General features: G+C 37.8%; 18 protein-coding genes and 1 riboswitch. Of the genes, 1 reads left to right on the top strand and 17 read right to left on the bottom strand.

Annotation, left to right across the window (positions count from 1 at the left end; translation table 11 throughout):
* Nucleotides 1-19: 19 nt before the first annotated feature.
* From OB_RS04055 to OB_RS03975, 17 genes are all read right to left on the bottom strand, one after another.
* The gene (locus OB_RS04055) at nt 20-1759 is read right to left on the bottom strand and encodes an adenine deaminase (RefSeq protein ID WP_011065159.1); all 1740 of its coding nucleotides are present in this window, start codon (nt 1757-1759) and stop codon (nt 20-22) included.
* A gap of 623 nt (nt 1760-2382) precedes the next feature.
* A complete protein-coding gene (gene purD / locus OB_RS04050) occupies nt 2383-3654 on the bottom strand; it encodes a phosphoribosylamine--glycine ligase (RefSeq protein WP_011065158.1) in 1272 nt (423 codons plus the stop codon).
* Nucleotides 3655-3671: 17 nt separating this feature from the next.
* Nucleotides 3672-5204, bottom strand: a complete 1533-nt coding sequence (gene purH / locus OB_RS04045) for a bifunctional phosphoribosylaminoimidazolecarboxamide formyltransferase/IMP cyclohydrolase (protein WP_011065157.1) — start codon at nt 5202-5204, stop codon at nt 3672-3674.
* 5 nt (nt 5205-5209) lie between these two features.
* Nucleotides 5210-5779 carry a phosphoribosylglycinamide formyltransferase gene (gene purN / locus OB_RS04040; RefSeq protein WP_011065156.1) on the bottom strand — a complete coding sequence of 190 codons (570 nt, stop codon included), beginning with the start codon at nt 5777-5779 and terminating at the stop codon, nt 5210-5212.
* Nucleotides 5776-6795 (bottom strand): phosphoribosylformylglycinamidine cyclo-ligase, encoded by a 1020-nt coding sequence (purM, locus tag OB_RS04035; RefSeq protein WP_011065155.1) that lies wholly within the window; start codon nt 6793-6795, stop codon nt 5776-5778. The genes purN and purM overlap by 4 nt, the downstream gene beginning before the upstream one ends.
* 25 nt (nt 6796-6820) lie before the next feature.
* On the bottom strand, nt 6821-8227 hold the full coding sequence (gene purF, locus OB_RS04030; protein ID WP_011065154.1) for an amidophosphoribosyltransferase: 1407 nt from the start codon (nt 8225-8227) through the stop codon (nt 6821-6823).
* On the bottom strand, nt 8203-10431 hold the full coding sequence (gene purL / locus OB_RS04025; protein WP_011065153.1) for a phosphoribosylformylglycinamidine synthase subunit PurL: 2229 nt from the start codon (nt 10429-10431) through the stop codon (nt 8203-8205). The genes purF and purL overlap by 25 nt, the downstream gene beginning before the upstream one ends.
* Nucleotides 10415-11101, bottom strand: a complete 687-nt coding sequence (gene purQ / locus OB_RS04020) for a phosphoribosylformylglycinamidine synthase subunit PurQ (RefSeq protein ID WP_011065152.1) — start codon at nt 11099-11101, stop codon at nt 10415-10417. Before purQ ends, purL begins: the two co-directional genes overlap by 17 nt.
* A gap of 3 nt (nt 11102-11104) precedes the next feature.
* Nucleotides 11105-11350, bottom strand: a complete 246-nt coding sequence (gene purS, locus OB_RS04015) for a phosphoribosylformylglycinamidine synthase subunit PurS (RefSeq protein WP_011065151.1) — start codon at nt 11348-11350, stop codon at nt 11105-11107.
* Nucleotides 11347-12060, bottom strand: coding sequence for a phosphoribosylaminoimidazolesuccinocarboxamide synthase (gene purC, locus OB_RS04010; RefSeq protein ID WP_011065150.1), 714 nt, complete (start codon nt 12058-12060; stop codon nt 11347-11349). The genes purS and purC overlap by 4 nt, the downstream gene beginning before the upstream one ends.
* Nucleotides 12061-12075: 15 nt before the next feature.
* The gene (purB, locus tag OB_RS04005; RefSeq protein WP_011065149.1) at nt 12076-13371 is read right to left on the bottom strand and encodes an adenylosuccinate lyase; all 1296 of its coding nucleotides are present in this window, start codon (nt 13369-13371) and stop codon (nt 12076-12078) included.
* The gene (gene purK, locus OB_RS04000) at nt 13368-14501 is read right to left on the bottom strand and encodes a 5-(carboxyamino)imidazole ribonucleotide synthase (RefSeq protein WP_011065148.1); all 1134 of its coding nucleotides are present in this window, start codon (nt 14499-14501) and stop codon (nt 13368-13370) included. The genes purB and purK overlap by 4 nt, the downstream gene beginning before the upstream one ends.
* Nucleotides 14488-14979 (bottom strand): 5-(carboxyamino)imidazole ribonucleotide mutase, encoded by a 492-nt coding sequence (purE, locus tag OB_RS03995; protein ID WP_011065147.1) that lies wholly within the window; start codon nt 14977-14979, stop codon nt 14488-14490. The genes purK and purE overlap by 14 nt, the downstream gene beginning before the upstream one ends.
* Nucleotides 14980-15158: 179 nt before the next feature.
* A riboswitch (purine riboswitch) is annotated at nt 15159-15259 on the bottom strand.
* A gap of 82 nt (nt 15260-15341) precedes the next feature.
* Nucleotides 15342-15935: a DUF2179 domain-containing protein gene (locus tag OB_RS03990; protein WP_011065146.1), complete on the bottom strand. Its 594-nt coding sequence runs from the start codon at nt 15933-15935 to the stop codon at nt 15342-15344.
* 96 nt (nt 15936-16031) lie between these two features.
* Complete coding sequence (locus OB_RS03985) at nt 16032-17285, bottom strand: Nramp family divalent metal transporter (RefSeq protein WP_011065145.1); 1254 nt, start codon at nt 17283-17285, stop codon at nt 16032-16034.
* Between the two features lie 279 nt (nt 17286-17564).
* On the bottom strand, nt 17565-18068 hold the full coding sequence (locus tag OB_RS03980; protein ID WP_011065144.1) for a methylated-DNA--[protein]-cysteine S-methyltransferase: 504 nt from the start codon (nt 18066-18068) through the stop codon (nt 17565-17567).
* A 17-nt stretch (nt 18069-18085) separates the two neighbouring features.
* Nucleotides 18086-18655 carry an MOSC domain-containing protein gene (locus OB_RS03975; RefSeq protein WP_231846987.1) on the bottom strand — a complete coding sequence of 190 codons (570 nt, stop codon included), beginning with the start codon at nt 18653-18655 and terminating at the stop codon, nt 18086-18088.
* A 69-nt stretch (nt 18656-18724) separates the two neighbouring features.
* On the opposite strand from OB_RS03975, the gene msrA reads away from it, so the two are divergent.
* Entirely contained in the window at nt 18725-19249 is a 525-nt protein-coding gene (msrA, locus tag OB_RS03970; RefSeq protein ID WP_041544090.1) for a peptide-methionine (S)-S-oxide reductase MsrA, read from the top strand.
* The last annotated feature ends 488 nt before the right edge of the window (nt 19250-19737 follow it).

Raw genomic sequence — 19737 nt, 5'->3', positions numbered from 1 at the left:
AGTTATCTTTTATTATAGGCTACCTCATCGTTGCTGGAAAGAGTATATCACGATTTTTTACATCCAATAGACCCTTCTGTGTGATCCTAAAGAAAGGTAGATGAAAAGCGGACAAGAATAATAGACTATAAACTGGATCGTAAAAGGCAAATCCATATTTTTGTAATGTGTCCTTTAATTGTTTATCGTACTTTATCATTTGTTCCATTGGCTCATTTGGCAGAGATCCTCCAAGTGTTAATGGAATCTCCGTCAATATTTCACCATTATTAACTAAAATAATGCCACCTTTTATCTCTTTAAGTCGATTCCAAGCAATAAAAATATCCTTTTTGCTATTTCCGATTATAATAATATCTCCCGATGCAGAGTAACTACTTATGAGCGCCCCAAGTTTCGGCGCAAACCCTCGAATAATCGTATTTACTCTCCATTTTCCTTTTCTATCTATTAGCAGGATAAATTGTTCGCCCTTTTCTTCATTTAATTCTTCAAAACTAACATCTGAATCAATTGTATAAGGCTTAATAATGACATCATTGACTACATCCATTCCAACTGGAACAGAAAATTGTAGATCATCTTCCGTTAGATTCCAATCAATATTCATTTCATTAATCTCATACTTACTCCAATCAATAATTGATGGAATATCGATTTCCTTTGTCTCTTTCACAATCCATTCGCCCTTTGCAAGCACACCTATCGGATTTGGATTTTCTTTTTCTTGTAAAATGTTAATATGTGCGATTCTACCTGGTGCAATACTTCCAAGTTCCTCATCCATCCGCAGGTGTTTTGCAGCATGAAAAGATCCCATGCGATAAGCATCTTCTAATGGAATTCCTTTATCGATAGCAATTTGAATACAGGTATTAATTACCCCGTCTTTCATAAAGTAAGGAGTTGGACCATCCATGGTAAATGTAAGTTGATCAAATGTAGTTAGCCCAGACTCTAATAATTCTTCTAAAATAGCAGGCAAATCAGGTCGAATTGGTGAATAACGTAGACCAACCATATATCCGAGCTGCAGACGATTCATGACATCTTTTCCAGTCATTGCTTCATGATCAGCACTAATTCCTAATAACTTCATCTTTGTTAATGTTCGTAATGATGCACCTGGTAGATGACCTTCAATTGGTTTTCCATTTCGTTTTGTCTCTTGAATCCAATATAATAGTCGATCATCTCCAGCTAACAAACTCGGCCAATCTGTTAATTCTCCACCTTGTACTACAGACGGATGATTTATCCAATCAAGCACATCGTTTGTATTAATAAAATGATTCTCTTCTTGTAAGGTTGTCTGAGAATCATACCTTGACCACCAAAACATCGAAATAGGTAATTTGTTAAATTGATCAATGATAGAAAACGCTTTCTTTTTATTAGTTAGCAAATACCATGTCAAATTGTCATTTACGAGGGTAGTAGTTCCTGTTTTTGCTGCATGCATTGCTGTTATCTCCGGATTTGCTAATTGGAATGGATGAGCATGTGGCTCAATATAGCCTGGTACAACAAACCTACCTTCACAATCATAAACCTCTGTCTCTTGCGATTGATTTGGTAATTTTTCTCCTACGTATATAATCCGATCTTTATAAATCCAAATATTTGCCTCTAACCATTGTTTTGTATGAACGTTTAAATACGTTGCATTCTTTAAAAGTAAAGTTGGTGATACTGTTCCATCTATCACCTTTACATGTTGGCGCAATTCGCGATTTCTCCAGTTCCTTCCGTTTTCCATACGGCAACTCTCCAGTAATTATAATTTCTTTTATTCTATCATATATATTGCTTTAATAAAGTAAAGAATGTGTATATTTTAGTAAAATTTACCAAATATTATTATTGTGATATTTTTGAGTTTGTGTTCCTACCATTAATCAGGTACTTTCACTTAATAGGTATATAATAACATTATAATATATCTATTGTAGAATATGATAGAAGATATGTAGATTTTTAGAGGAGATCCCGAAGTTTTTTTGAAGTGTACAGCCGGGTTATTTACTACTATTTTGAGTATGTCGGGCTTTTTTCGTTTAGAGAACTGCTCTATTCACCAATTTTTCCGATTTCTCGGCTTGTTTTGGGTTTTAGAACCGCTCTATTCACCAATTCCCCAGATTTCTTAGCCTGTTTTGGGTTTTAGAACCGCTCTATTCACCAATTTTCCGGATTTTTCAGCCTGTTTTGGGTTTTAGAACCACTCTATTCACCACTTTTACCGATTTCTCCAGCTGTTTTGGGTTTTAGAACACTTCTATGATCTAAAATTTTCCAAATACTATTGGCGGTTCAGACATAGAAAGGGTGGGCCTCCATTTAATTTGCAAAGCCCACCCTCTCACATTTTATATAAATTTCTTAAGTTCTAGCTTTATGATCATTTTTTGTTGCTATATCTTTTCGGTAAAAGAAAGAATCTATATTAATCGTTGTATTATCCAGTTGACGATATACATTTGCTGTTGCTTCTTCCATTGTGTTCGCACGACTGCCTACTAAAAGAACGCGTCCCCCATCAGACACTAATTTCTCATCTTTCACTTTTGTACCTGCATGAATGACAAAATCCTTATCTTGCAATTGAAATTCTGGTACTATATGTCCTTTTTCATAGGCATTCGGATAGCCTGCCGATGCTAGCACCACACCAACACAAGCTTCGTCATACCAGGTTAATCGTGGGTCTTTCTTCTCCAGCACATCCTGCATTACTTGCAATAAATCATTGTTAAGCAGTGGTAGGACAACTTGTGTTTCCGGATCCCCGAAACGGGTATTAAATTCAATGACTTTTGGGCCTGCTTCTGTCATCATTAACCCGGCGTATAAGATACCTGTGAAGGGGCGCCCTTCTTCCGCCATTCCATCTGCAGCTTTTTGTAAAATATGCTGAAGAGAAAAGTCATATGCTTCTTCTGTTAGATCGGGAACCGGAGAAAAAGCACCCATACCACCTGTATTTGGACCTTGATCATTATCAAAGGCGCGTTTATGATCTCTTGCAGCCTGCATAGGATACACATGATTTTCATGAACAAAAGCCATTAAAGAAAATTCTTTACCTTCGAGGTATTCTTCAATCACGATAGTTGCACCAGCATTAGAAAATGCTTTATCTATTAACATATCATCAATTGCTTGGTAGGCTTCTTCTTCTGTCATAGCCACAATTACACCTTTTCCAGCTGCTAAGCCATCTGCTTTTATAACAATAGGAGCACCTTGTTGTTCTACCATTTTCTTCGCTTCGTTCACATCGATAAATACGCCATATGCAGCAGTTGGAATAGCATACTTTTTCATAAAGTCTTTTGCAAAGCTCTTACTTCCTTCCAATAATGCTGCTTCTTTAGTTGGAGCAAAAATCGCTAATCCTTCTTCATGAAATTTATTTGCAATGCCAGCGTTTAGAGGATTTTCTGGGCCGACGATGGTAAAATCCACTTCGTTTTGTTTTGCAAATGCACATAATTTATCGATATCCATCTCATCAATTTCCACACATGTAGCGTCATTTGCGATTCCGCCATTTCCTGGTGCTACATAAAGATTTACAATTTTTGTATTTGCTTTCAGTTTTTTTACAATGGTATGTTCTCTGCCGCCTCGGCCGACTACTAAAACGTTCAAGAGCGTCCCTCCTACTATTAGTGCTTAAAGTGTCTTACCTTTGTATAAACCATAGCAATCCCAAATTGGTTACATACATCAACCGAATCTTGGTCTCGCTTTGATCCTCCAGGCTGAATGATTGCCTTAATACCAGCTTTAGCAGCAGCTTCCACCGTATCTGGCATCGGGAAGAATGCGTCTGAAGCTAAAACAGCTCCTTCACTTTTATCTCCCGCTTGCTTAATAGCAATCTCTGCAGCTCCAATACGATTCATCTGACCCGCACCAACACCAATTGTTTGTGAGTCTTTAGCTAAGACAATTGCATTTGACTTCACATGTTTTACTGCTTTCCAAGCAAACAACATATCATTGATTTCTTGTTCCGTAGGTTGTTTATTGGTGACTACCTCAAGGTCCGCTTCACTTACTTCTTTTGCATCATAAGCTTGGATTAATGCGCCACCATCTACTGTTGTTAAACGATTGGATTGTTTATTATCACTCGTAACATCTAACTCCAATAGTCGGATATTTTTCTTTTGAGTTAAAATTTCTAGCGCTTGTGATTCAAAGGATGGTGCCACAACAATTTCTAAGAATATCTGACTTAATTGTTCTGCAGTAGCCGCATCCACCGGTCGATTACACGCTACAATTCCTCCGAATATCGAGGTTGGATCTGCTTGATATGCCCGCTCAAATGCAGTTGAAATCGATTCGCCAATTCCTATTCCACAAGGATTCATGTGTTTTACTGCGACTGCAGCAGGTTCTGCAAACTCTTTTACAATTTCTATCGCTGCATTCGTATCTTGAATGTTGTTATAAGAAAGCTCCTTACCATGAAGTTGCTTTGCTGTTGCTAATGTAGGACGAGATTGAATTGGTTCTTTATAAAATGCGGCTTGCTGATGTGGATTTTCTCCATAACGTAAATCTTGCACTTTTTCATACGTAACTGTATAACTTTCTGGATATTGCTCTTCTGTCTGAGATAGGAAGTAATTCGCTATCATCGCATCATAGCTAGCAGTATGTCGAAATACTTTTGCTGCTAATTGCTGACGAAATTCATATGTATCTGTTTCAGATGTAATTGCTGCTAGCACACGATTGTAATCTGTAGGACCCGTTACAACTAGTACATCTTCAAAGTTCTTTGCAGCAGAGCGTAACATCGATGGACCGCCAATATCTATATTCTCGATAATATCTTGATGGCTTACGTCCGGTTTTTGCACAGTCTCTTTAAACGGATAAAGATTAACTGCTACTAGATCGATTGATCTGATGCCATGCTCTTCCATTTGGCTAAGGTGCTCGTGGTTGGAACGTTTACCAAGTAATCCCCCATGAATCATTGGATGCAACGTTTTCACACGTCCATCTAACATCTCTGGGAATCCAGTTACTTCATCTACTGGTGTTACATCGATTCCCGCTTCAGCTATACTTCTTAATGTCCCACCTGTAGATAAGATTTCGAATCCACTTTCTTTGAGACCTTTGGCAAATTCGATTATATTTGTTTTATCTGACACACTAATTAACGCACGTTTACTCATTGTTATTACCTCACTTTATTAGACAATACTTGATTAATTACTGTTGGATAAAGTTGATGTTCTACCTTCTGTATACGTTCTTTTAATTTTTCTTTTGTATCATTTTCTTCGATCATGACGCTTTCCTGAGCAATAACAGGTCCCGTATCCATCCCTGCATCAACATAATGAATGCTAACCCCTGTTTCTCTTGCTCCCGCATCATATGCTTGACCAATAGCATCTTTTCCAGGAAAAAATGGCAGTAAAGAAGGGTGTATATTTAAGATTTTACTTTCATATTCATTCAGCAGCGTATCGCCAATCAGTCGCATATACCCTGCTAAAAAAATCCATGAAATTCCATAATGTTGTAAATGACGGTGAATCATTTCTTCGTATTCAGACTTTGAACCGTATTCCTTTGGATTAAAGACCAATGTGGGAATACCATAACGCGCTGCTTTATCTATCACTAATGCTCCTGGTTTATCGCATACGAGAAGAGAAATCTTACACTTCAAATCGTTTGCTTCCATTATTGCCTCAAAATTACTACCCGCACCTGAAGCAAAAACAGCTGCTTTTATAGTCATAATGTAAAGTGCACTCCTTCCTCCTCTGTTACCTTACCAATCACATATGCTTGTTCATCTACTTTTTCGAGTAACTGTAATGCGATAGAAACATCTTCTTCAGCCACAACCACTGCCATTCCAATTCCCATGTTGAACACGCCATACATTTCTCTGTTATCAATATTCCCTTTTTCTTCTAGGAAGTGAAAAACCTCTGGTATATCCCAGCTATTTGTCTCAATTAGAACACCTAATCCATCTGGTAACATACGCGGAATATTTTCATCAAATCCGCCACCAGTAATATGCGATATTCCCTTTAAATTCACTTCTTTTTTTAATGCTTGAATCGATTTTGCATAAATTTTAGTTGGTGCCATTACTGCATCTTTTACTGTTTGACTTAAGCCAGGGTATGTTTGATTTAAATCGACATCCGCTATTAATTTACGGACGAGTGAATAGCCATTTGAATGAATCCCGCTGGATGAAAGTCCAATTACTACATCACCAGATTTGATATCTTTACCTGTGATCATCGCTGATTTTTCCACAATTCCAACGACAAATCCTGCTAAATCATATTCATCAGGATCATACATACCAGGCATTTCAGCAGTCTCTCCACCTATTAACGCAGCTCCTGCTTGTTCACATCCTTCGGCAATACCAGATACAATTGCTTCTATCCTAGAAGGATCATTTTCACCACATGCGATATAATCTAAAAAGAACAGAGGATCTCCACCTTGGGCGATGATATCATTGACACACATTGCCACTAAATCAATCCCAACCGTGTCATGCTTATCTAAGTCAATAGCTAGTTTTAATTTTGTTCCAACCCCATCTGTACCAGAAAGGAGAACGGGTTCTTTATATTGTAACGACGATAGATCAAACGCTCCTGCAAAAGCACCTATGCCCCCTAATACCTCTGGACGATGTGTACGAGCGACATGTTTTTTTAGCCGTTCTACAGCTTCATACCCTTTTTCAACATCTACTCCTGCTTGTTTATAGACTTCTGACATGGTAATCCCTCCACGTAAACTTCTTTTAACAACTTGTATAATGAATTTCCAATTCACCGTCTTGTTTTACTGGGTATTTGCCAGTCATACAAGCCATACAAACACCTTGATTAATCGTTTTGTCTTTTACGATTGCTTTTTCCAACCCTTTTTCTGATAAATAAGCTAGCGTATCTGAGCCTATAATTCCATTGATTTCATCAACAGAATAATTGGCTCCAATTAATTCTTTTTTAGTAGACATATCAATTCCGTAATAACATGGATTTTGAATCGCTGGAGAAGCTATCCGAACATGAATCTCTTTTGCACCCGCTTCTCGTAACATCTGAACAATGCGTCGGCTTGTTGTCCCACGTACAATTGAATCATCAATCATAACAACTCGTTTTCCTTCAATAATGCTTCGAACAGGTGAAAGCTTCATCTTCACCCCTAATTCTCTGAGTTCTTGAGATGGTTGGATAAAGGTACGTCCGACATAACGATTTTTTATGATGCCCATTTCATAAGGGAGTCCACTTTCTTCCGCATAGCCGATTGCAGCAGAAATACTAGAATCAGGTACACCGACAACGATATCCGCATCAACGGATGATTCTTTCGCTAACTCTTTCCCCATTTGTTTTCTCGACGCATGGACATTCACATAGTTCACATCACTATCTGGTCTAGAAAGGTAGACATATTCCATTGCACACATTCGTCGCTTGTCTCTTGGTGCAAATCGAGTAGAGGTCATCCCTTCATCACTAATTGTGATCAATTCCCCTGGAAGCACTTCTCGTTCAAATGTTGCACCAATTTGGTCAAAAGCACACGTCTCGGAAGCTATCACATAAGCATCTCCCAATCTACCAATAGAAAGTGGACGAATACCTGAAGGATCAAGTGCTGCAAACATTTTATCTTCTTGCAGTATGATATATGCGTATGCACCGACTACACGATTCAGTGCACGAGCTATAGAGTCCTCTGTTACTTCTCCACTACGTTTAATTAAATGAGCTAAGACTTCCGTATCCGAAGAGGTTTGTAATATGCTTCCTTCTCCTTCTAATTCGCCACGCAGTTCATGTGCGTTCATCAGATTACCATTATGTGCTAGCGCCATTCCGCCAGTTTGTGACTGAAATAATAAAGGTTGGACATTTTCAATGCCTCTCCCACCTTGTGTCGCATACCGGACGTGCCCTACTGCTACACTTCCTTCCAAGTCATCAAATTTAACTCGTTTGAACACATCATTTACAAGACCCAAACCTTTATGTCCTTTTAGTTCGCTACCCGTATTAACAACAACCCCAGCACCTTCTTGTCCTCGATGTTGCATGGAATGTAAGCCATAATAAGTTAATTCAGCTGCTTTTTCGTGACCCCAGATGCCAAAAACACCACATTCTTCATTTATGCCTTTGATTTCAGCAAGCATGGAATAGCTCCCTTCCAAAGATTCTCTAATTCTTCGACACGTTCGTGAATAATTGTTTTATCGCTAATAGAAATAGTTAGTTGCCCTTGATCAGTAACCTTGCCTAACTTAGCTGCTTCTGGAAAATGAGACTCAAATGCATTCGCATGTTTCTTGTTGACGGAAACAAGGAACCGTGATTGAGATTCACTAAATAGTTCTACGGTTGCATCTCCTACTACATTAATTTCCGCTCCAAGGCCTTGACCATTGAATAAAGACTCAGCTAAGGCAATCGCTAGACCACCTTCAGATATGTCATGTGCAGACGAAATAATTCCTTCTTTAATAGCTGAAAGTAGTTTTTCTTGACGTTCTGCCTCCACATCTAAATCAATATGTGGTGCTTTTCCTTCATATTTTCCAGAGTATAAATGTTGTAATTCTGAACCTCCGAATTCTGCTTTTGCTTCACCAATACAATAAATTACATCCTCTTTCTCTTGAAAATAACTAGGTGTAATATGTTGCGTCGATTCATGCAAACCAACCATTCCTACAATTGGTGTTGGATAAATAGATTTTCCTTTTGATTGATTGTATAAAGAAACATTTCCACTAATTACCGGCGTATGCAGTGCATCACATGCAGCACTCATTCCTTCTACACTCTTCTCCATTTGCCAAAAGATCTCTGGATTCGTCGGATTACCAAAGTTTAATCCATCTGTTAATCCTAGTGGTTTTGCTCCTGAGCACACGATGTTTCTCGCTGCTTCTGCTACTGCGATTTTTCCACCTGTTTCTGGATCTAGATAGATGTATCTCGAATTACAATCTGTTGTCATTGCAAGTGCTTTTTCCGTTCCTTTAATCCGAACAACTGCAGCATCTGAACCAGGGGTAACGACGGTATTGGTTTGCACCATGGAATCATATTGATCATAAACCCACTCTTTGTTCGCGATTGTCGGTTGTTGTAATAGTTGTTTTAACGTATTTGCATAATCTTCAATAGCCGGTGTTGCTATATCCATTTGTTGAAAAGCTCTGTAGTAAGCCGCCTCCTTGGATGGCATATTATAGACAGGAGCATCGTCTGCTAATGAATCAACAGGGATGTCAGCGACCACTTCATCAAGGTGCTTAATACGGAATACTTTTTCTTCAATTACTTTTCCTACTGGTACAGATTTAAGTCCGTATTTTTCGAATATATCGATAATTTCTTGTTCACGGCCTGCTTGCACACAAAGCAACATACGCTCTTGAGACTCAGAAAGCATCATTTCATATGCTGTCATTCCTTGTTCACGTTGGGGAACAAGATCAAGATTCATCTCTAAACCAGTTCCAGCTTTACTTGCCATTTCACTGGCAGAGGATGTCAGTCCTGCCGCACCCATATCTTGAATGCCGACTAATGCATCCGATTGTATTACCTCTAAACAAGCTTCGATTAATAATTTTTCCATAAATGGATCTCCGACCTGGACAGCAGGTCTGTCTTTATTCGAATCTTCCGCTAGATCATCAGAGGCAAACGTAGCGCCATGGATTCCATCACGACCAGTTGGTGGTCCTGCATAAAGAATGGTATTTCCAATCCCCGCTGCTATCCCTTTTTGCACATCTTTATGATTAATTAATCCGACACACATCGCATTCACAAGAGGATTATCTTCATAACTTTCATCGAATTGTACTTCTCCGCCAACTGTCGGAACACCGACACAGTTACCATATCCAGCTATTCCAGCGACTACTTCAGAAAAGAGATACTTCGTACGATTATTCGTTAATGGTCCAAATCGTAATGAATTAAGCGAAGCAATTGGTCGTGCCCCCATTGAAAATACATCACGAATGATTCCACCTACTCCAGTAGCAGCTCCTTGGTAGGGTTCAACTGCTGATGGATGATTATGACTTTCGATTTTAAATACGACTGCTTGCTCGTCACCAATATCAATTACGCCAGCACCTTCACCAGGTCCTTGTAAGACATGTGGTCCATCTGTAGGAAACTTTTTCAACAGTGGTTTTGACGTTTTATAGCTACAATGCTCTGACCACATTACGGAAAAAATACCTGTCTCTGTAAAATTCGGATGACGTCCGAGTATTTGTTTAATTCGTTGAAACTCTTCATCACTTAATCCCATATCTAGGTAAAGACGGTCCTTCTCAATTTTCTCTGGTTGTATATCATGCGTTAATTGCATAGCTGTCCCTCCAATTTGCGATCATTGATTTAAACAGTTTCAATCCATCGTCACTGCCAAGTAGTTCTTCTACAGCTCGTTCTGGGTGAGGCATCATCCCAAGTACATTTCCTTGTTTATTTCGAATGCCTGCGATATTTTCAATCGATCCATTTGGATTGTTTTTATATGTAAATACGATTTGATTATTTGCTTGTAACTCTTTCAACGTTGCCTCATCACAGAAATAACTTCCTTCACCGTGTGCAATCGGAAAACGAACCACTTCCTTCTTTTCATATAAAGAAGTGAAAAACGTTTGATTATCCTCCACCACTAGTTCTTCTTGATGACACATGAATGACAGATGTTTATTTCTCATCAATGCTCCAGGTAGAAGTCCAGATTCCGTTAAGATTTGGAATCCATTACACACTCCTAAAACCGGCTTTCCTTTCGCTGCATGCTCACGAATTTTATGCATAACATCTGAAGTCGAAGCCATTGATCCTGAACGTAAGTAATCACCATAGGAAAAGCCACCTGGGAGTAAAATTCCGTCTACACCTTCTAATTTATCTGTTTCTGTATACCAAACAAGTTCTGCTTCAGCACCTGCTACTTCCTTTACTGCGTGGTACATATCTCGATCACAATTTGAACCTGGAAACACGATGACAGCAAATTTCACGGTTTACTTAACCCCCTCTAAATCAAATTGATAATTCTCAATAACTGGGTTCGCTAAAAGACGGTCACACATCTCCGTGATGCGTTCTTCAATGTTAGGCCCTTCCTCAACTTGCAATTCAATAAACTTTCCTACTCGAGCATCTTCAACCTCTTGATATCCTAAGGACTGAAGTGATTCTTGAATTGCCTTTCCTTGTGGATCCAAAACTCCTGGTTTTAATGTGATATATACCGTTACTTTTTTCATACATGAACCTCCAACCGATTTAAAATTTCTTGATATACAGTAATTAAGTCTCCTGTACCTTGGCGAAATACATCTTTATCGAGTTTTTCATTCGTTTCAATATCCCATAACCTGCACGTATCCGGAGAAACTTCATCGGAAAGAAGTATTTCTCCATCTTTATTTCTTCCAAATTCCAGTTTGAAATCTACTAGTTTAATTCCAATAGATTGAAAGATTTCTTGTAGGGCGGCATTTACTTCTCTAGCTTTATCTTTTATTTCAGCTAATTCGGTTTCCGTTATATCCGTTAATAGCAATGCATGCTCATCATTGATTAACGGATCACCTAAAGCATCATCTTTATAAAACAATTCGAGTAATGGTGGGGTAAAAGATACCTTTTCTTTAATTCCTAACCTCTTGGTAATACTACCTGTCGCAAGATTGCGAATTACCACTTCTAAAGGAATAATACTAGTTTTCTGAACAATTTGTTGAGTCGAATCTAACCGTTTTATAAAATGTGTGCTAATTCCTGCTTCATGTAAACGTTGAAAGATAAGGGAGGAGATCTCATTATTGAGTCTCCCTTTCCCTTCAAATTGACTTTTCTTCTCGCCATTAAAAGCTGTTGCGTCATTTTTATAGGAGAGCACTAATTGATGTTCATCTTCAGAAGATTGATATACTTTCTTCGCTTTACCTTCATATAAAAGTGCTGCTTTCATAACTATATGAGCCTCCTAGGAAATACCGATTTTTGTAAAGATTTGATCGACATTCTTCAAGTGATACGTATAATCAAAACAATCATCAATCTCTGCTTGCGTTAGCTTTCCAGTAATTCGGTCATCACTTTCTACCAACTGTTTGAAATGTGTCTCTGTTTCCCAAGCATCCATTGCTTTTGGTTGTACAATGTCATATGCTTCCTCACGAGCCATGCCTTTATCAATTAATGAAAGCAACACTCTTTGGGAGAAAATAACCCCATGTGTGCGATCAATATTACGCTTCATATTCTCTGGGAACACCGTTAAGTTTTTTACGATATTACCAAAACGATTTAACATATAATTTAAAGCAATAGTCGCGTCTGGTAAGATTACTCTCTCTGCTGATGAATGAGAAATATCACGTTCATGCCATAAAGCCACATTTTCATAGGCTGTTACCATATATCCTCGAATCACACGAGCCATACCAGTCATATTTTCTGATCCGATTGGATTACGTTTATGCGGCATTGCAGACGAGCCTTTCTGACCTTTCGCAAATCGCTCTTCTACTTCACGTGTTTCTGTTTTCTGCAATCCACGAATTTCTGTTGCGAACTTTTCGATCGACGTTGCAATTAATGCAAGAGCCGATAAATATGCAGCATGACGATCACGTTGTAATGTTTGTGTGGACACAGGAGCTGGAGAAGTACCTAATTTTTCACACACATACTGTTCCACAAATGGATCGATATTTGCATAAGTACCCACTGCACCAGAAATCTTACCAAATTCGATGTTCTTCGCAGCCAGTTCAAAACGCTCTACATTTCGTTTCATTTCTTCATACCATAATGCCATTTTCAATCCGAATGTTGTTGGTTCTGCATGAACACCATGTGTGCGTCCCATCATTACCGTATGTTTATGCTCTATTGCTTTTTCTTTCAGAATTTCAACAAATTGATTTAAGTCTTTACGTAGAATATCGTTTGCTTGTTTTAAAATATAAGATAATGCTGTATCTACAACGTCAGTCGATGTTAAACCATAATGTACCCATTTACGCTCTTCCCCTAATGTCTCGGATACAGCACGTGTAAATGCCACTACATCATGTCGTGTTTCTTCTTCAATTTCATAAATGCGGTTCATATCAAAAGAAGCATTTTCTCTTAATTTCTTTACATCTTCTTTCGGGATAACACCTAACTCGCTCCATGCTTCGCAAGCTAGTATTTCAACCTCTAACCACGCTTTGAATTTATTCTCTTCCGTCCAAATACTACCCATTTCTTCTCTTGTATAACGTTCAATCATGAATGTATTTCCTCCTTGAAGTAATTCACTTGTTTCTCTAGTTCTTCTGTTGTCTTCGCAGTGAATGTAATATGTCCCATTTTTCGTTTTTCTTTCGGCTCTTCTTTTCCATACAAATGAAGAAAGCCAACATTCGATCTGGAAAGAAACGTTTTTGCATATTTTATATCATTTCCTAAAACATTAATCATAGCCGTTGGACCATGTAACTCCACTTCGATTAATGGCAAACCGCAAATTGCTCGGATATGCTGGGCGAATTGCGAAATATTGCAGCCTTCGATTGTATAATGCCCTGAATTGTGAGGACGAGGAGCCATTTCATTGACATAGACTTCTTTTCCTTTTACAAACATTTCAATAGCAAAAGTACCGACAATATCCATATAATCCGCAATTTTTTTAGCTATCTGACAGGCAGAGTCATGAATAGATTGGTCTACATTAGCTGGAACAGTTGTTTTGTATAGAATGTGATCACGATGTTCGTTCTCTGCTAAAGGAAAGAACTCAATATCCCCATTTATAGACCTTGTAAACACTACCGATACTTCTTTATCAAATGTAATCCATTGCTCAATAATGCAATATCCATGTAGCTTAAAAAATTGGATCGCTTGTTCTTTTTCAGATTCGTTATGAATTTTTAATTGTCCTTTACCATCATAACCACCACGACACGTTTTGATCACTGCTGGAAAAGCAATGGAATCAAGCGCATGTTCACATTCTTCTGTACTTGTAACAATATAATAGTCTGGGACTGGCAATCGTAAATCAGATACGACTTGTTTTTCTTTTTCACGGTTTTGAGTTACTTCTAGAGCACGTGTTCCTTGCGGTAACTTACCAGACTGATGAATGATTGCAGCAGCTTGTAAATCCACATTTTCAAATTCATATGTAATCACGTCACAACCATCTATTAACTGATCAATTGCATGTAAATCATCATAAGCAGCAACAATTTGTTGGTCTGCCACATGTGCAGTAGGGCAATCTGGAGTCGGGTCTAAAACAACAATCTTATATCCCATATACCGTGCAGCGATTGCCATCATTCTTCCTAATTGTCCACCACCAATAATTCCAATTGTTTGTGAAGGTAAGATAGTATTAGTAGTCTGCAAGATTTTCCCTCATTTCTTTTACAGATTCTCGCATTTCTTCCCGATATTTCTCTAGAGATTTCTCTGCACCTTCATCAAAAGTGCTAATAATCTGTGCCGCAAGAATACCAGCATTTTTGGCTCCGGCTTTCCCAATTGCAACTGTAGCGGTTGGTACTCCACCAGGCATTTGCACAATAGATAACAGGGAATCTAAGCCTTGTAATGATTTACTTTCAACTGGTACACCTATAACGGGTAACGTTGTTTGTGAAGCTACCATTCCTGGTAAGTGTGCTGCTCCCCCTGCCCCAGCAATAATAACCTTTAGCCCTTTACTACGAGCTTGTTTCGAGTAAGCAAACATGTCATCCGGAGTACGATGTGCGGATATCACTTCTTTCTCATAAGAGATCTGTAATTCATCAAGCACATTACAAGTATACTGCATCGTTTCCCAGTCGGAAATACTTCCCATAATAACCCCTACTTGAGCCATCCAATCCCTCTTTCTATATCTTTTTACAAACGAAAAAGTCTATTATCTTCCATCTATTATGAATAGAGAGAAGATGAATAGACTTGTAATTTACGAACATCATTTAATCATTCCATTACCGTTCATGTTCCATAGACCAGGTCGCTTAACCTAAGCCTTAGATCATAAAATTATAATAGAAATGATCCATCTTCCCTCATAGTCCAGCCATTTACGGTGCTGGGTAGAAACTTCTGAGCCATATTCTCAAATTTATATGAGGTTCATTTTCAATTGTCGGCTTAAGCATAACAAATCAAATACGAAAAATCAATATAAACTCGTATGATTTTGTAAAGTTTTCTTATAACGTTCGGGTTTTGCTATTTTTGTTCGTTTTCTGATTCCACTGTATTCGTATTTTTCTTTTTCTTCGGATTCATTAATTTCCCTTTACGAACTTGTTTTACCCAGAAACCGCCATGTATTCGCTTTGGCTCATATGAAATAATAAACGCTTTCGGATCAATTTCTTGAATCGTTTCATATAGACGTAATTCATACTTACGAGGGGTTAAAATCTGAACAGATAAACGATCGCCTTCTCTTCCATATGAAGACCAGCTTGTTACACCATACCCCTTTTCACGAAGTCGCTGTGTAAATTTTAAATCCGGGTTTGCAGACACAACGTTCACGGTTATATATCCCAAAGCTAGCTTTTCTTCAATTTTTGCACCAATAACTAAACCTGTTCCAAAACCAATAGCGTAAGCAACTAGATTTTGAATCTGGTCCAGATTATCTAATACAAGTCCTAATCCAACAACATATATAACAATCTCGAACATACTCACAAATGCTGCAATATACGTTCTTCCTTTTAATGTTAAAATCATTCTCACTGTCATTAGAGATACATAAATAACATTAACCGAGAAAATTATCGCAAGCATAATAAAAGCATTCTCTAACACGGGAAATCCTCCTCTACTCATTCATGTAATCTTTCTAATCTAGCATACATGGACGACAACATGCCATCCTACCAGGTGACATGCTCATATCAATCTTTATCCAATGAATCCCTGTATTGCTGTAACTAGACTGTAAATCCCTAGCCCAGTACAAATAACAACAACTACTATTCCAATTATATTAATGATCGTGGAGTTTGCATAGCTTCCTAGTAATTTTTTATTATTCATTATAACTATTAATAAAATCGCAATACTAGGTAGTAATATACCATTTAACGCTTGAGCGAATAATAAAACGTCTAATGGCTCAAATCGAAATACAAAGGACAGGATACCAATGATAATTACGGAAGAGAATACAGCTTTAAATTTCCAATTTTTCATTCCATTTTCCCATTTCAACATACTACTTACCGTAATGGCAGCACCTAATGCAGATGCTGTAGCTGAAGAAAATCCGGCAGAAAAAATCCCGATAGCTAAAAATGATTCCGCAAATCCACCAAGTAAAGGTTCTAATTGTATTGCTAAATCTATCACACTGCCAACTTCCACTCCTCGCATCAGTGTTCCTGATGTAATTACGATTGCAATCGTAATCAAACCACCAACACCAATGGAAAAATAAATGTCTCTTCGTGAATCCTTCAATTGTTCAGGTCGCGACCATCTTTCTTGTACGGATGAAGAGTGGATAAATAAGTTATATGGTACAACAGTCGTTCCTATTAATGCTATAATTGTAATAATTGAACCAACGGGAATAGATGGTACAAACATTCCGGACAACACTCCACCTATATCAGGCTGAGCTATAAACATGGTAGTGATAAAAATAATGCTCATTAAAACAACAAAGAACACCATTAATTTTTCAATCAATTTATAGCTGCCACTTAACCCAAGTAAAAGTATTAAAATTCCGACAATTGGTCCTATAATATTGATGGAAACCCCTGTTAAGGCCTCTAATCCTAACGATGTTCCTCTTAAATCACCACTCATATATGCAGTACAGCCCACGTATATTGCCATAATGATGAATCCAATAATCGGATATTTTATTGCAGGATGGTTAAATTGATCTCTAGCAGCTTCAGCTAATCCTTTCTTTGAAATAATACCTAAACGTGCAGACATTTCTTGTAAAACAATGGTTGCCAAAATGGAGAATAGAACCGCCCAAATTAATGCATAACCGAAACTTGCTCCAGCCTGTGTAGAAGTAGTTACCGTTCCAGGCCCTATAAATGAAGCAGCAATAATTGCACCTGGTCCAACAGATTTCACTTTTTGAATAAACGACTTCTTATCCTGTCTATTTGCTTCTAGATTCGGATCTTCCATAGCTACACCTTCCTCTTCCTAGATACGTAATACTTATCTTCTTCAAACGTATGAATGATAAAATACTTCTATACCTGATTCCCCTCTTATTATCATTCAAACATAGAGGCAAGGCGCATCGAATGATCGAACAATTTTATAAAGAATGATGTGCGTTTTTGTGAAGTCGTCTGTTTATGTGGGTGAGTTGAAGTTGTCCGTAGCCGTTCTGTTTACGGTTAGTTGTAGTACCAAATCTTTTTACTTTCTTATCAAAAGAATAGAGTCATAGACCACCGCCTATGACTCTAATTTTAATAATGATTCTTTCATTTCGATGCCGCCTCGATAACCGACTAACTTTCCGTTCTTCCCAATAACACGATGGCAGGGAATGGCTATCAATAGTTGATTTGCACCAATTGCACCAGCTACTGCTCTCACTGCATCGGGTCTTCCTATTTGATTAGCAATGTCAGTATACGTAACCGTTTCACCATAAGGAACTTCTTGTAAAGCATGCCAAACCTTCTGTTGAAAAGGGGTGCCATAAGAATAATCGACTTCAAAAGAAAAGTCTGTAAGTTTTCCATCAAAATAACTCTTCATTTCCTCTACTGCGGTTTCTAAAATTTGATCGTCACCAATCAGTTCATAAGCAGGATATTTTTTCTTAGCCCATAATGACAAATCATTAAATCCTGAATTATATCCTCCTATATAATAGATATCTTTATCCGTTCCTAAAACCCATATACTTCCATTATCAAACGTAATTTTTGAATAATATAGCACGTTGTTCATGACACGTTCCCTCCTATTCAATAGCCTCTTAAACGCTTCCTCAAAGCTTTTCTCCACGTATGGCCTAAAGCTTCACATTGAAACAAATCATCTGCAGCCCATAAATCATCTCGGTTCATATACATAATTTCCGAACAAGCTGCAATAGAAAATTGCGGATATGGACGTTCCTGTAGTACAAGATCCGTTTCAGGTCGGACCGTTCCTTCTTTAATCACTCGAAAATACCAGCCCGTACGAAATCCATTCTCCACTTCTTCCCTCTTTACAATTCCGGGTTGAGAGACTTGGATTATCGCTTCTCCTAATTGATAAATATCTCCGATAAATACAGAAAACTCGTCCATCTCTAGTATGGAGAAATTCTCCTTCTTTTCTCCAACTCTCTCGCTGAACAGAGCTTCATTGTCTGGATTGGAATAATGCTTAATAGGAAAAGCAGAAATCGCTTTGTCTAAGTCTGATTTTTTTAATGGTTCTCTGTTGTTCTCAATGAACCCTTTTTTTGATAGATACATCTCATTTTCAATGAATTGACCTTGATTAATAATCTTATGAACAAACGGTTCTTCCATACTGTCACCCAATCTTTGATTGTGTTATATTAAGTTTATTCTACTAAAATAGTAACGGTTTGAAAATAATTAAGGAGGTATATGATGACATTACAAAAAGCAACATTTGCAGGAGGATGTTTCTGGTGCATGGTTAAGCCTTTTGATCAATGGGACGGCGTTCATCAGGTTATATCTGGATATACTGGTGGAAAAGTTATAAACCCTACTTATGAACAAGTAAAAAAAGGTAATACTGGACATTATGAAGCTGTTGAAATTACATATGATGATGCAATCATCGATTATAATACGATACTCGATTTATATTGGAAGCAAATAGACCCAACTGATGATGGTGGTCAATTCCAGGATCGAGGAGAACAATATCGAGCTGCGATTTTTTATCATACGAAAGAACAATGGGGATTAGCTGAAGCCTCGAAAGAAGAACTTGCAACTAGCGGACGTTTTTCGAAACCAATTGTAACAGAGATTAAACCAGCCACTCCTTTTTATCCGGCTGAAGAATATCATCAAGATTTTTATAAAAAGAATAAAGAAGAATATGAAGAAGATCGAGCCAAATCTGGTAGAGATGAGTTTATTGAAGATAACTGGGAGTAATTCATAAAGTTAACTATCATTATAAGATCTTGTGTAAGAATGTGATTGTTGCTTTGTTTGTTTTTCATTACAGACGACGCTTTTTAGCAGGATGACTTCAGCTAACTTTAAAAGAAGCACACGTTTAAAAGTTAGCTGAACCTGCAGGAGTCGTCGTCTCCGATTACCATCAAAGCCTATTATTTATAATCTAATTAACTCCCAGTTAATACGACGAATGCTGTAATCTAACGTTAAAAAATTACTTCCAAGTATCCTCATTACATCGTTCGCCTTCCGATGCCCCCTTCTTCTTAAATACATTCCTATCATTTTTCATTAAAATTTTCCCAATATTTATTCATCATGACAATAATAATAATTATCGGTAATTAATGCTTAAAAGCCCGTTTTTTCCCTTATATTGCACATTCCCCTCTAGTAAAATAGTAGACTATCATGCAAGGTATAGAAGGTTTAATCTATCTTTGTACCTATCGTGTTTTCCC

The organism is Oceanobacillus iheyensis HTE831, assembly GCF_000011245.1.
In the GTDB taxonomy this organism is placed as follows: Bacteria; Bacillota; Bacilli; order Bacillales; family Amphibacillaceae; genus Oceanobacillus; species Oceanobacillus iheyensis.
The sequence above is the reverse complement of the archived record's forward strand: the minus strand, read 5'-3'. Positions and strand labels throughout refer to the sequence as shown.

Coding starts and splice junctions, on each gene's coding strand:
- purS (WP_011065151.1), bottom strand. CDS start 11,350: ATGAAAAAAGTAACGGTATATATCACATTAAAACCAGGAGTTTTGGAT.
- purN (WP_011065156.1), bottom strand. CDS start 5,779: ATGACTATAAAAGCAGCTGTTTTTGCTTCAGGTGCGGGTAGTAATTTT.
- purH (WP_011065157.1), bottom strand. CDS start 5,204: ATGAGTAAACGTGCGTTAATTAGTGTGTCAGATAAAACAAATATAATC.
- purM (WP_011065155.1), bottom strand. CDS start 6,795: ATGTCAGAAGTCTATAAACAAGCAGGAGTAGATGTTGAAAAAGGGTAT.
- OB_RS03985 (WP_011065145.1), bottom strand. CDS start 17,285: ATGGAAGATCCGAATCTAGAAGCAAATAGACAGGATAAGAAGTCGTTT.
- OB_RS03980 (WP_011065144.1), bottom strand. CDS start 18,068: ATGAACAACGTGCTATATTATTCAAAAATTACGTTTGATAATGGAAGT.
- purF (WP_011065154.1), bottom strand. CDS start 8,227: ATGCTTGCTGAAATCAAAGGCATAAATGAAGAATGTGGTGTTTTTGGC.
- purB (WP_011065149.1), bottom strand. CDS start 13,371: ATGATTGAACGTTATACAAGAGAAGAAATGGGTAGTATTTGGACGGAA.
- purE (WP_011065147.1), bottom strand. CDS start 14,979: ATGGCTCAAGTAGGGGTTATTATGGGAAGTATTTCCGACTGGGAAACG.
- OB_RS04055 (WP_011065159.1), bottom strand. CDS start 1,759: ATGGAAAACGGAAGGAACTGGAGAAATCGCGAATTGCGCCAACATGTA.
- purC (WP_011065150.1), bottom strand. CDS start 12,060: ATGAAAGCAGCACTTTTATATGAAGGTAAAGCGAAGAAAGTATATCAA.
- purL (WP_011065153.1), bottom strand. CDS start 10,431: ATGCAATTAACGCATGATATACAACCAGAGAAAATTGAGAAGGACCGT.
- msrA (WP_041544090.1), top strand. CDS start 18,725: ATGATGACATTACAAAAAGCAACATTTGCAGGAGGATGTTTCTGGTGC.